The following is a 13932-nucleotide window of genomic DNA, read 5'->3' as shown; positions in this document are numbered from 1 at the left end:
TGCGGTTCGACCGGGGCGGGGGCCTGTTCGATGATCACGTGGGCGTTGGTGCCGCTGATACCGAACGACGAGACACCGGCCCGGCGGGCACGATCGATCTCCGGCCAGTCGACGGCCTCCGTCAGCAGCCGCACGTCACCCGCCGACCAGTCCACGTGCGGGGTCGGCTCGTCCACGTGCAACGTCCGCGGCAGCACGCCGTGCCGCAGCGCCATCACCATCTTGATCACACCGCCGACACCCGCGGCCGCCTGCGCATGACCGATGTTCGACTTCAGCGACCCCAGCCACAACGGCCGGTCCTCCGGCCGCTCCTGCCCGTAGGTGGCCAGCAGCGCCTGCGCCTCGATCGGGTCACCCAGCCTCGTGCCCGTACCGTGCGCCTCCACCGCGTCCACATCGCCCGGCGTGAGCCCGGCGTTGGCCAGCGCCTGCCGGATCACCCGCTGCTGCGACGGACCGTTCGGAGCCGTCAGACCGTTCGAGGCGCCATCCTGGTTGACCGCCGTGCCACGGACCACCGCCAGCACCTGATGGCCATTGCGCTCGGCGTCGGACAGCCGCTCCACCAGCAGCATGCCCGCGCCCTCCGCCCAGCCGGTGCCGTCGGCACCGGCCCCGAACGCCTTGCACCGGCCGTCCGCCGACAGCCCCCGCTGCCGGCTGAACTCCACGAACGTCGACGGCGTCGCCATCACGGTGACCCCGCCCACCAGGGCCATCGAGCACTCACCGCTGCGCAGCGCTTGGGCCGCCAGATGCAGTGCCACCAGCGACGACGAGCACGCCGTGTCCACCGTGACCGCCGGACCCTCCAGCCCGAACGTGTACGAGACCCGGCCCGAGGCGATGCTGCCCGCGCTGCCGCTGCCGAGGTAGGCGTCCATACCCTCCGGAACCGACTTCACTCGCCCGCCGTAGTCGTGGTACATCACGCCGGCGAAGACTCCAGTGCTGCTCCCCCGCACCGTCGCCGGGTCGATCCCGGCCCGCTCGAACGCCTCCCACGACGTCTCCAGCAGCAGCCGCTGCTGCGGGTCCATCGCCAGCGCCTCACGCGGCGAGATCCCGAAGAAGGCCGGGTCGAACTCGGCGGCCTCGTGCAGGAAGCCACCGTGGCGCACGTAGGAGGTGCCGGAGTGGTCGGGGTCGGGATCGTAGAGGTTCTCCACGTCCCAGCCGCGGTCCTCTGGGAAGCCCGAGACGGCGTCGCCGCCGGAGGCGACGAGGCGCCACAGGTCCTCGGGCGACCGCACGTCGCCGGGGAACCGGCAGGCCATGCCCACGATCGCGAGCGGCTCGTCCGTGGCGGCCACTGCGGCGACCGAGGCCTCGGGCCGCTCCTGTACACCCAGTGTCTGTGCCAGCAGGAAGCGGGAGAGCGCGACGGGCGTCGGGTGGTCGAACACCAGGGTCGCGGGGAGCCGCAGCCCGGTCGCCGCGTTCAGCCGGTTGCGCAGCTCCACCGAGGTGAGCGAGTCGAAACCGATGTCCTGGAACGCCTGTTCCGGCTGGAGGGTCCGGGACGAGGCGTGTCCGAGCACGGCGGCGACCTCGGTGAGCACCAGGTCCAGCACCGCCTGCTCGCGCTCGGCCTCCGGCAGTCCGGCCAGCCCCTGCCCCGGCGAACCCTTCGGCGCGGTCTGCGCCGTGCGCCGCGCGGAACCCCGTACGGGGCCGTGCAGCCCGCGCAGGACCGGCGGCACCGTGCCCCGCAGTCCGCCCAGGTCCAGCCGCAGCGGGGCGACAGCGCCCCGTTCCGAGGCCAGCGCCGCGTCGAACAGCCGCAATCCCTCGTCGACGCCGATCGGGGCCAGACCCACCCGCTTCAGCCGGACGAGGTCCGCCTGGCCGAGCCGGTCGGCCATGCCACCACCCTGCTCCCACAGGCCCCACGCCAGCGACGTGGCGGGGAGCTCCCGGGCGCGGCGGGCTTCGGCGAAGGCGTCGAGGAAGGTGTTCGCCGCCGCGTAGTTGCCCTGGCCCGCGCTGCCCAGGATGCCGGACACCGAGGAGAAGACGACGAAGGCCGACAGACCGTCCGTCAGCTCGTCGAGGTTGAGCACCGCGTCGACCTTGGGACGCAGCACCGTCTCCAGCCGCTCCGGGGTGAGCGAGGCGATCACACCGTCGTCCAGGACGCCGGCCGTGTGCACCACGGCCGTCACTTCCGTGCCGGACAGCACTTCGGCCAGGGCGTCCCGGTCGGCCACGTCGCAGGCCGCCCAGCGCACCTCGGCACCCCACGCGGTCAGCTCGGCCTCCAGCTCGACCGCGCCGGGAGCCTCCGCGCCGCGCCGGCTGAGCAGCAGCAGGCTGCGCACTCCGTGCTCGGCGACCAGGTGCCGGGCGAACAGCCCGCCCAGCGCACCGGAGGCGCCGGTCAGCAGGACGGGGCCGGCGCCGAAGTCCGCGGTGCCGGTCGCGGCCGTGGCCGCCGGGGTGGCCGCCGACGTCTTCACCAGGCGCGGTACGAACACCTCCCCGCCACGGAGCGCGAACTGCGGCTCACCGGAGGCGAGCACCGCGGGCAGCGCCCGGACCGCTTCACCGACCTCCTCGGCCTCCACCAGCACGAACCGGTCCGGGTTCTCCGACTGTGCGGAACGCACCAGCCCCCACACCGCGGCATGCGCCAGATCACCCGCGGACGTCACCAACGCCAGCCGACCCGCACCCTCCCGCGCCAACCACCACTGCACCAGCTCCAGCACCTCGCGCGTGGCGCTGTGCACGCGGTCGGCGGTCCGCTCACCGGACCCCGTCGGGCACGGCACCACGACGGCGTCGGGTGCGCCTTCCATGTCGCGCAACGCGCCGAGGTCCGCCACCGTCTCGATCGTCGCCGGTTCCGCGGCGGCAGGAAGGGTGAACGGCGTCCACTCCAGCCCGAACAGCTGATCGCCTCCTCCGGCACCGCGCAGGTTCTCCGCAGGGACGGTACGCAGCGACAGCGACTCGACGGAGGCCACCGGGTCACCGGCACCGTCGGCCACGGCCAGTGCCAGCGAGCCGTCGGCCTTCCGCGTCAGCTTCACACGCACCATGGCCGCACCGACGGCCTGGGCGAAAACGCCGGACCACGCGAACGGCAGGGCCGGGCCGTCGTCCAGAGACACCAGCCCACCGGCGGCCAGGGCGTGCAGGGCGGCGTCGAGCAGGGCCGGGTGCAGCGCGAAGGCCTCCGCATCGGCGGCCGACTCCTCCGGCAGCTCGACCTCGGCGAAGATGTCGTCCCCGGCCCGCCAGACCGAGCGCAGGCCCCGGAAGACCGGGCCGTAGTCCAGGCCCGCGGCGGCCATGCCGTCGTAGAACGCCGTCAGGTCGATGGCCTCCGCACCCGCCGGCGGCCACACCCCGAGGTTTGCAGCGGACGGTGCCGCTGCCGAGGACAGTACGCCTGTCGCGTGCCGCAGCCAGGGACCGTCGCCGACGCGCGAATGCACGCTCAGCTGCCGCCGGCCCGACTCGTCCCCAGGATCGACCGCCACCTGGAGAACCACACCGCCGCGCTCGGGCACGACCAGGGGAAGCTCGAGGGTGAGGTCCTCGATCCATCCGCACCCGGTCTCGTCGCCCGCCCGGATCGCCAGTTCCACGAACGCGGTTCCGGGCAGCAGAACGGTTCCGTGCACGGCGTGGTCGGCGAGCCAAGGGTGCGTCTCGAGGGAGAGCAGCCCGGTGAGCAGGACCCTGTCGCTGTCGGCCGTCACGATCGCGGCACCGAGCAGCGGATGGTCCGCCGCGCCCAGGCCGACGGCCCGGAGGTCACCGGACGCCTGCGGAACGTCGAGCCAGTAGCGCTCGCGCTGGAAGGCGTAGGTGGGCAGGTCGACGCGGCGGGCACCCGGGAAGAGAGCCCGCCAGTCGGGCGAGAGCCCGTAGGTGTGCAGCACCCCGATCGCGGCGGTGACCGCATACGACTCGGGGCGGTCGGCCCGCAGGACGGGCACGGTGACGACGTCCGCGTCGCCGTCGAAGCAGCCCTGGGCGAGGGCGCTCAGGACACCCCCGGGGCCGATCTCCACGAACGTGGTCACGCCCAGCTCGTGCAGCGTCGCGATGCCGTCGGCGAACCGCACCGCCTCGCGGACGTGCTCCACCCAGTACTCCGGCGAGTACGACTCGACCAGCCGCCCCGTCAGGTTGGACACCACCGGAATCCGCGGCTGCTCGAACGACAGACCGGCGACGACCTCGCCGAACTCCGCCAGCATCGGCTCCATCAACGGCGAGTGGAACGCATGACTCACCTTCAGCCGGGACGTCTTGCGGCCCTGCTCCCGGAACACCTCGGCGACCGCGAGCACCGCCGCCTCGGCACCCGAGACCACCACCGAGCGCGGCCCGTTGATGGCCGCGACACCCACACCCTCGGCCAGATGCGGCAGCACCTCCTCCTCGGATGCCTGGACCGCAACCATCGCCCCGCCCTCCGGCAGCGCCTGCATCAGCCGCGCACGGGCGGACACCAGCGCCGCGGCATCCTCCAGCGACAACACCCCCGCCACATGCGCGGCCGCGACCTCACCCACCGAATGCCCGGCCACATAATCCGGCCGCACACCCCACGACTCCAGCAGCCGGAACAGCGCCACCTCCACCGCGAACAACGCCGGCTGCGCGCAACCCGTCCGGTTCAGCTCCTCCTCGTCCACGTCGAGCACCACATCGAGATGCGCACTCACCTCGTCATAAGCCGCCGCGAACACCGGGAACGCCGCATACAGCTCACGCCCCATCCCCACCCGCTGCGAACCCTGACCCGAGAACAGGAAACCGACCTTCCCGCCCACGGCACCGCCCACCGGAGCAGCCCCGGAGACCACCGCCTGCAACCCGTCCCGCAGCTCAGCGAAGCCCTCACCCACGACCGCCGTACGCCGCTCCAGCACCGCGCGCGACGCCGCGAGCGAGAACGCCACGTCCTCCGGCCGCAATCCCGAACCCTCGACACCAGCACCCTCGGCATCCAGGAAGGACAGCAGCCGACCCGCCTGCTCACGCAGCGCCGCATCGCTCTTCGCCGACAGCACCCACGGGACCGGCCCCGCAGCCACCGGGCCACGGGCAGGCGCCTCGCTCGGCGTCACCTGCTCGACGATGACATGCGCATTCGTGCCGCTCACTCCGAAGGACGAGACACCGGCGCGGCGGGCACGATCGCTCTCCGGCCAGTCGACGGCCTCGGTCAGCAGCCGCACGTCACCGGCCGACCAGTCCACGTGCGGGGTCGGCTCGTCCGCGTGCAGCGTCCGCGGCAGCACACCGTGCCGCAGCGCCATCACCATCTTGATCACACCGCCGACGCCCGCGGCCGCCTGCGTGTGGCCGATGTTGGACTTCAGCGACCCCAGCCACAGCGGCTGCCCGTCCGCCCGCTCCTGACCGTACGTGGCCAGCAGCGCCTGCGCCTCGATCGGGTCACCCAGCCTCGTGCCCGTACCGTGCGCCTCCACCGCGTCCACATCGCCCGGCGTGAGCCCGGCGTTGGCCAGCGCCTGCCGGATCACCCGCTGCTGCGACGGACCGTTCGGAGCCGTCAGACCGTTCGAGGCGCCATCCTGGTTGACCGCCGTGCCACGGACCACCGCCAGCACCTGATGGCCATTGCGCTCGGCGTCGGACAGCCGCTCCACCAGCAGCATGCCCGCGCCCTCCGCCCAGCCGGTGCCGTCGGCACCGGCCCCGAACGCCTTGCACCGCCCGTCGGGGGCGAGCCCGCGCTGCCGGCTGAACTCCACGAACGTCGACGGCGTCGCCATCACCGTGACACCGCCCACAAGCGCCATCGAGCACTCACCGCTGCGCAGCGCCTGGGCCGCCAGATGCAGCGCCACCAGCGACGACGAGCACGCCGTGTCCACCGTGACCGCCGGACCCTCCAGCCCGAACGTGTACGAGACCCGGCCCGAGGCGATGCTGCCCGCGCTGCCGTTGACCAGGTACCCCTCCAGCCCGGCCGGCGAGGTGTGCACCCGCCCGCCGTAGTCGTGGTACATCACGCCGGCGAAGACTCCGGTCCGGCTTCCCCGCACCGTCGCCGGGTCGATCCCGGCTCGCTCGAACGCCTCCCACGACGTCTCCAGCAGCAGCCGCTGCTGCGGGTCCATCGCCAGCGCCTCACGCGGCGAGATCCCGAAGAACTCGGCGTCGAAGTCCGCCGCGTCCCGCAGGAAGCCTCCCTCCCGGGTGTAGCTGGTGCCCCACTGGTCGGGGTCGGGGTTGTAGAGGTTCTCCACGTCCCAGCCGCGGTCCTCGGGGAAGCCCGAGACGGCGTCGCCGCCGGAGAACACCAGCTGCCACAGGTCCTCGGGCGACCGCACGCCACCGGGGTAGCGGCAGGCCATGGAGACGATCGCGAGGGGATCGTCCGCCGGTCCACCGGCCGCGGCCGTGGCCACCGGCGCGGCTGCCGCCTCCTCGCCGGAGCCCGTGACCTCGGCGGTGAGGTGGTGGGCGAGAGCGAGCGGGTTCGGATAGTCGAAGATCAAGGTGGCGGGCAGGCGCATACCGACGGCCGCGTTGAGCCGGTTGCGCAGTTCGACGGCGGTCAGCGAGTCGAACCCGATGTGCTTGAAGGAGTCGTCGGCGCCGACCGACTGTGCGCCGGCGTGCCCGAGCACGGCGGCGACCTCGGTGAGCACCAGGTCCAGCACCGCCCGCTCGCGCTCGGCCTCCGGCAGTCCGGCCAGCCTCTGCCCCAGCGAACCCTTCGGCGCGGTCCGCGCCGTGCGCCGCGCCGGTGCGACCCGCACCAGGCCGCGCAGGACCGACGGCACGGTCTGGCCCTGCCCGTCACGGAGCGCGGAGGTGTCGAGCCGGATCGGGACGACCGCCGCCCGGCCGGTGGCCAGCGCCGCGTCGAACAACCGTAGGCCGTCCGCCGCGGGGATCGCGGCGAGGCCCATACGCCTGATGCGGGCGAGGTCGGTGTGGTCGAGGCCGCCGGTCATGGCGCTCTCGCTGTCCTGCGCCCACAGGCCCCAGGCCAGCGACGTGGCCTGCAGGCCCATGGTACGGCGGTGCTCGGCGAGGGCGTCGAGGAAGGTGTTGGCGGCGGCGTAGTTCGCCTGGCCGGGCGTGCCGAGGGTGCCCGCGACCGAGGAGAACAGCACGAACGCGGACAGGTCGCCGCACAGCTCACCGGCCAGGTCGTGCAGGTTCAGCGCCGCGTCCACCTTCGGGCGGAACACGGCGTCCAGCCGTTCCGGGGTCAGCGAGCCGATGATTCCGTCGTCCAGCACGCCGGCGGTGTGGACGATCGCGGACAGGTTCCGCCCGGACCCGGACAGGAGAGCGTGGACGGCGTCGCGGTCGGCCACGTCGCACGCGGCCCATGTGACGTCGGCGCCCTGCGCGGTCAGCTCGGCGGTGAGTCCGGCCGCGCCGGGCGCGTCCCCGCCGCGGCGGCTGACGAGCAGCAGGCTCCGTACGCCGTGCTCGGCGACCAGGTGCCGGGCGAACAGCCCGCCCAGCCCGCCCGACGCGCCGGTCAGCAGAACGGTGCCGGTGCCGAAGCCCGGAAGCTCCGGCTCCGCGTCCGGCGCGGGGACGCGCGCCAGCCTCGGCACCCGGACCTCGCCGTCGGTGTGCACCACGGCCTGCGGTTCACCCGACGCGAGCAGGCCGGGAACCACCCGGGCGAGAGCGGCGGTGTCGACAGCGCCGACAGGGTCCGCATACGCGTCTCCGGCTGCCTCGAGCAGCACGACGCGGTCGGGGTTCTCGCTCTGCACCGAGCGCACCAGCCCGCGGACTGCCGACTGGGCCAGGTCGTTCGTGCGCGTGACCAGCACCAAACGGGCGGAGCGCTCCTCGGCCAGCCACCACTGCAGCAGGTCCAGCACGGCGTGGCCGACCTCGTGGACCCGGGTGGCCAGGTCGGCGCCCGTCCCGGTCGGGCAGGGCACGACCACGGCATCGGCCGGGGCTCCGGCCACGGTTTCCGCCGGTGCGCCGGTGGCCCGGAGGGCGGCGAGGTCCTCGTACGTCTCGATATTCACGCCACCCGGCGCGGACGGCAGAGCGGTCGGCACCCACTCCAGGCCGAAGACGGTGTCACCGGTTCCGGAACCACCGCGCAACTGGTCGGCGGGCACCGGCCGCAGCGTCAGCGAGCCGACCTGCGCGACCGGCTCACCGGTACCGTCGGCCAGCGTCAGCGCCACCGTCGAGGAGCCGGTGCGCGAGACCTTCACCCGCAGGCCGGAGGCGCCGGCAGCCGTCAGGCGCACACCGCTCCAGGCGAACGGCAGCAGTCCGTTGCCCGTTCCGGCCTCGGGCTCGACCGCGCCCAGCCAGACGGTGTGCAGGGCAGCGTCGAACAGCGCGGGGTGCAGACCATAGGCGGCCGCGTCCGTCCCCTCCGCGTCGGGCAGCTCCACCTCGGCGAAGAAGTCGTCCCCGCTCTGCCATGCGGCGCGCAGCCCCTGGAAGAGGGGACCGTAGTCGAGCCGCATACCGGCGAGGCGGTCGTAGAAGCCGTCGACGTCGACCGGTTCGGCACCGGCGGGCGGCCACGCGGCGAGCGAGCCCTCCCCGGGCTCCGCTGCTGCGGCGACGGTCAGTGAGCCGGACGCGTGCCGGACCCATGGCCGCTCGCGGTCGTCCTCGTGGGCGTGCGCGTCACCGGCCTCGCTCCGTGAGTGCACGGTCAGCGGTCTGCGGCCCGAGCCGTCGTCGGCACCGACGCGCACCTGCAGGGCGACGCCGCCGCGCTCGGGCACGAGCAGCGGTGTCTCCAGCGTCAGTTCTTCCAACAGGTCGCAGCCCACCGTGTCGGCAGCGGCGATCGCCAGCTCGACGAACGCGGTTCCCGGCAGGAGCGCGACCCCGGCGACGACGTGGTCCACCAGCCACGGAAGCGTGTGGGTCGAGAGCCGCCCGGTGAACAGGTGTCCGTCGCCGTCCGCCAGCGGCACGGCAGCACCCAGGAACGGGTGACCGGCCTGGCCCTGGCCCACCGCGCGCATGTCGCCGGCAGCGGAGGCGGGGGCATCGAGCCAGTAGCGCTCGCGCTGGAAGGCGTAGGTCGGCAGGTCGACGCGGCGGGCACCCGGGAAGAAGGCGCGCCAGTCCACTTCGTGCCCGTGCACGTGCAGTTGGGCGTACGCGGTGGTGATCGCCTGAGGTTCGGGGCGGTCGGCCCGCAGGACGGGCACGGTGACGACGTCCGTACCGTCCTCGAAGCAGCCCTGGGCGAGGGCGCTGAGGACGCCGCCGGGGCCGATCTCCACGAACGTGGTCACGCCCAGCTCGTGCAGCGTCGCGATGCCGTCGGCGAACCGCACCGCCTCGCGGACGTGCTCCACCCAGTACTCCGGCGAGTACGCCTCGACCAGCCGCCCCGTCAGGTTGGACACCACCGGAATCCGCGGCTGCTCGAACGACAGCCCGGCGACCACCTCACCGAACTCCGCCAGCATCGGCTCCATCAACGGCGAGTGGAACGCATGACTCACCTTCAGCCGGGACGTCTTGCGGCCCCGCTCCCGGAACACCTCACCGATGGCGAGGACCGCCGCCTCGGCACCCGAGACCACCACCGACCGCGGCCCGTTGATGGCCGCGACACCCACACCCTCGGCCAGGTGCGGCAGCACCTCCTCCTCGGATGCCTGGACCGCAACCATCGCCCCGTCCTCGGGCAGCGCCTGCATCAGCCGCGCGCGGGCGGAGACCAGCGTCGCGGCGTCCTCCAGCGACAACACCCCCGCCACATGCGCGGCCGCGATCTCACCCACCGAATGCCCGGCCACATAATCCGGCCGCACACCCCACGACTCCAGCAGCCGGAACAGCGCCACCTCGACCGCGAACAGCGCCGGCTGCGCGCAACCCGTCCGGTTCAGCTCCTCCTCGTCCACGTCGAGCACCACATCGAGATGCGCACACACCTCGTCATAAGCCGCCGCGAACACCGGGAACGCCGCATACAGCTCACGCCCCATCCCCACCCGCTGCGAACCCTGACCCGAGAACAGGAAACCGACCTTGCCCATCCGGTTGGCGCGTCCGGCGACGACGTTCACCGCCGGGGCGCCGACCGCGAGGGCCGCCAGCCCCGCGCGCAGTTCCGCCGGGTCGGTGCCGGCCACCGCGGCCCGGTACTCCAACGCCGAACGCGTCGTGGCCGACGAGAACCCGATGTCGAGGACGTCGAGGGGTGACATGTCGTCGGTCACGAGGGCCGTCAGACGTTCCGCCTGGGCCCGCAGAGCCACGTCGCTTCTCGCCGACAGAACCCAGGGCACGGGCGCCGGGGTGTGCTCACGGTCCGGCTCGGTCACGGCCGCTGCGGGTGCTTCCTCGATGATCGTGTGCGCGTTGGTGCCGCTGATGCCGAACGACGAGACCGCGGCCCTGCGGGGGCCCTCGGTCCCGGGCCAGGGCACCGGCTCGGTCAGCAGCCGCACGGCACCCGTCGACCAGTCCACGTGTGGCGTCGGCTCGTCCACATGGAGCGTTCGGGGCAGGACACCGTGCCGCAGCGCCATCACCATCTTGATCACACCGGCGACACCCGCGGCGGCCTGCGTGTGGCCGATGTTGGACTTGACGGACCCCAGCCACATTGGCCGGTCGTCGGAGTGCTCCTCGCCGTACGTGGCGAGCAACGCCTGGGCCTCGATCGGGTCACCCAGCCTCGTGCCCGTGCCGTGCGCCTCCACCGCGTCCACATCGCCCGGCGCAAGTCCGGCGTTGGCCAGGGCCTGCCGGATCACCCGCTGCTGCGACGGGCCGTTCGGGGCCGTCAGACCGTTCGACGCACCGTCCTGGTTCACCGCCGTGCCACGGACCACCGCCAGCACCTGATGGCCATTGCGCTCGGCGTCGGACAGCCGCTCCACCAGCAGCAGGCCGACGCCCTCGCCCCAGCCCGTGCCGTCGGCACCGGCCGCGAACGCCTTGCACCGGCCGTCCGCCGACAGCCCCCGCTGCCGGCTGAACTCCACGAACAGGTCCGGCGTGGTCATCACGGTCACGCCCCCGACCAAGGCCATCGTGCACTCGCCGCTGCGCAGCGCCTGCGCGGCGAGGTACAGGGCCACCAGCGACGACGAGCACGCCGTGTCCACCGTGACCGCCGGACCCTCCAGCCCGAACGTGTAGGAGATGCGTCCGGAGACGACCGAGGCCGCCTTGCCGGTGAGCGCATACCCCTCGATCTCCTCGGGCGCGTTGCGCAGCCCATTGGCGTAGTCCTGGCCGTTGGTGCCGATGAAGACACCGGTGCGGCTGGCGCGGACGGACTCGGGGGCGATGCCTGCGCGCTCGAAGGCCTCCCAGGCGGTCTCCAGCAGCAGCCGCTGCTGCGGGTCCATCGCCAGCGCCTCACGCGGCGAGATCCCGAAGAGACCGGCGTCGAAGCGGTCGGCGCCCTCGATGAAGCCGCCCTCACGCGCGTACGTCTTGCCGGACCGGTCGGGATCGGGGTCGTAGAGCGCGTCGAGGTCCCAGCCGCGGTCGGTGGGGAAGCCGGACATCGCGTCCCGGCCGGAGCCGATCAACTCCCACAGGTCCTCCGGCGACTCGACGCCGCCGGGGAAGCGGCAGCTCATGCTGACGATCGCAAGGGGCTCGTCGGATACGGCGGCCGTCGCATGCGGGGCGTCCGCCGCCGGGTCCTGTCGGCCGAGGAGCTCCTCGCCCAGATGGCGGGCGAGGACAGCGGGGGTCGGGTGATCGAAGACGAGGGTCGCGGGCAACTTGAGCCCGGTGACCGAGTTGAGCCGGTGCCGCAGTTCGACGGCGGTGAGCGAGTCGAAGCCCGTCTCACGGAACGTCCGGTCGGCGTCGAAGGCGCCCTTGCCCGTGTGGCCGAGCACCAGGGCGGCCTGCTCGCGGACCAGGTTCAGCAGGATGCGACCCTGCTCCCCCGGCGCGACCTCGCGAAGGCGCTGGACCAGCGCGGACGCGGGCACATCGGCGTTACGCACGGCCTGCGCGCGAACGTCGAGTGCCGTGCGGGCCTCGGGCACGCCGAGCAGCAGCGGGCAGGGGCGCATGTCGGCGAAGGCCTGGACGAAGCGGTCCCAGTCGACGTCCGCGACGGTCACGGCGGTCTCGCCGTGGGTCAGTGCGCCGTGCAGTACGGAGATGGCGGGAAGGGCCCCGATCGGCCGTACGCCGCGCCGCCGCAGATGGTCACCGACGGCTCCGTCGGCCATGCCGCCGTCCGCCCAGGGCCCCCACGCGACGGCCAGCGCGGGCAGGCCCTGCGCCCTGCGGTGCTCGGCGAGGGCGTCGAGGAAGGCGTTCGCGGCACCGTAGGCGCCCTGGCCGGCGTTGCCCCAGACACCCGTCATCGAGGAGAAGAGGACGAAGGCGTCGAGATCGTGGCGGTCCCGCGTCAGCTCGTGCAGGTGCAGTGCCGCGTCCGCCTTGGGGCGCAGCACATGGTCGAGGCTCTCGGGTGTGAGCGCTTCGACCAGCCCGTCCTCGAGCACGCCGGCGGTATGCACCACAGCGTTCACCGTGTGCCGGGCGAAGACCTCGGAGAGCGCGTCGCGGTCGGACGCGTCGCATGCCGCGACGGTGACCCGGACGCCCAGCTCCTCCAGATCCGCGCGGAGTCCGGAGATGCCCGGGGCCTCGGGGCCCCGGCGGCTGAGGAGGAGCAGGTGCTCGGCGCCGGCTCCGGCGAGCCAGCGGGCCACGTGTCCGCCCAGCGCACCCGTACCACCGGTCACGAGAACGGTGCCGCGCGGCGTCCAGGGTGCGTCCACGGGTGCCGCGCTCTGCGGCGCACGCACGAGGCGGCGGCCGGACACGCCGGAAGCCCGTACGGCGAGCTGGTCCTCGTCGCGCTGGTGCAGCAGGCCGGCCAGGCGCTCCAGCGAGCGGGGGTCGGGCTCGGCAGGCAGGTCGATGAGACCGCCCCAGCGCTGCGGCTGTTCCAGGGCGACGATCCTGCCGAGGCCCCACAGCTGGGCGAGGGCGGGGTCGGTGAGCGCATCGGCCGTACCGGTCGTCACCGCGCCGCTGGTCAGGCACCAGAGGGGAGCCTCGATCCCAGCGTCGCCGAGGGCTTGGAGAAGCAGGACGAGCCGCTTGAGGGCCTTCGTACCGCCTTCCTCCCGTGCTGGTGGTGCGGCGAACAGGACACCGTCCACCTGCTCATGCCCGGCATCGGCCAGAGCCCGGGCGAGCGCTTCGCGGCCGGTGCCGTCGGCCACGGCGAACGGCTCGAGCGTGATACCGAGTTCCGTGAGCCCGGCGCGGATCGCCTCGGTCCACGCGGTCTCCTCGGAAACCACGTGGAGCCAGGTCCCCGACGGCGCGGCCCCGGCCGGGTCACGGAGCGGCTGCCAGGTGATCCGGTAACGCCGGCCGTCGGCGACGGACTGCTCGCGCCGCTGCCGGCGCCAGGCGGACAGCCTGGGCACCACGACGTCCAGATCGGCGGGCTGCAGTCCGAGAAGCGCACCGAGGGACGCGGGGTCCTCGCTCTCCACGGAGTCCCAGAACTCGGCGTCCAGCGTCTCCGGGGCACCGGCGGTCGCCGGCCCGGGCGCGTCGAGCCAGTAGCGCTCGCGCTGGAAGGCGTAGGTCGGCAGGTCGACGCGGCGGGCACCCGGGAAGAGCACCTGCCAGTCCGGGGAGATTCCGTGGACGTGCAGGTCGGCGAGGGCGGTGACGACGGCCTGCTCCTCGGGGCGGTCGGCCCGCAGGACGGGCACCGTGACGACGTCCGCGTCGCCGTCGAAGCAGCCCTGGGCGAGGGCGCTCAGGACACCCCCCGGCCCGATCTCCACGAACGTGCCCACACCCAGCTCGTGCAGCGTCGCGATGCCGTCGGCGAACCGCACCGCCTCCCGCACATGCTCCACCCAGTACTCCGGCGAATACGCCCCGACCAGCCGCCCCGTCAGGTTGGACACCACCGGAATCCGCGGCTGCTCGAACGACAGCCCGGCGACCACCTCA

The 13932-nt window shown here is 73.3% G+C and carries 1 protein-coding gene; it reads right to left on the bottom strand.

All coding sequences use genetic code 11. The annotated features are described in order from the left end of the window. Positions 1–13932: type I polyketide synthase (locus tag IE242_RS37175; RefSeq protein WP_189867503.1), on the bottom strand; the 13932-nt coding region annotated here is incomplete at both ends.

This window comes from Streptomyces poonensis (genome assembly GCF_014650915.1).
Classification (GTDB): domain Bacteria; phylum Actinomycetota; class Actinomycetes; order Streptomycetales; family Streptomycetaceae; genus Streptomyces; species Streptomyces poonensis.
This window is presented reverse-complemented; position numbering and strand designations above follow the sequence as displayed.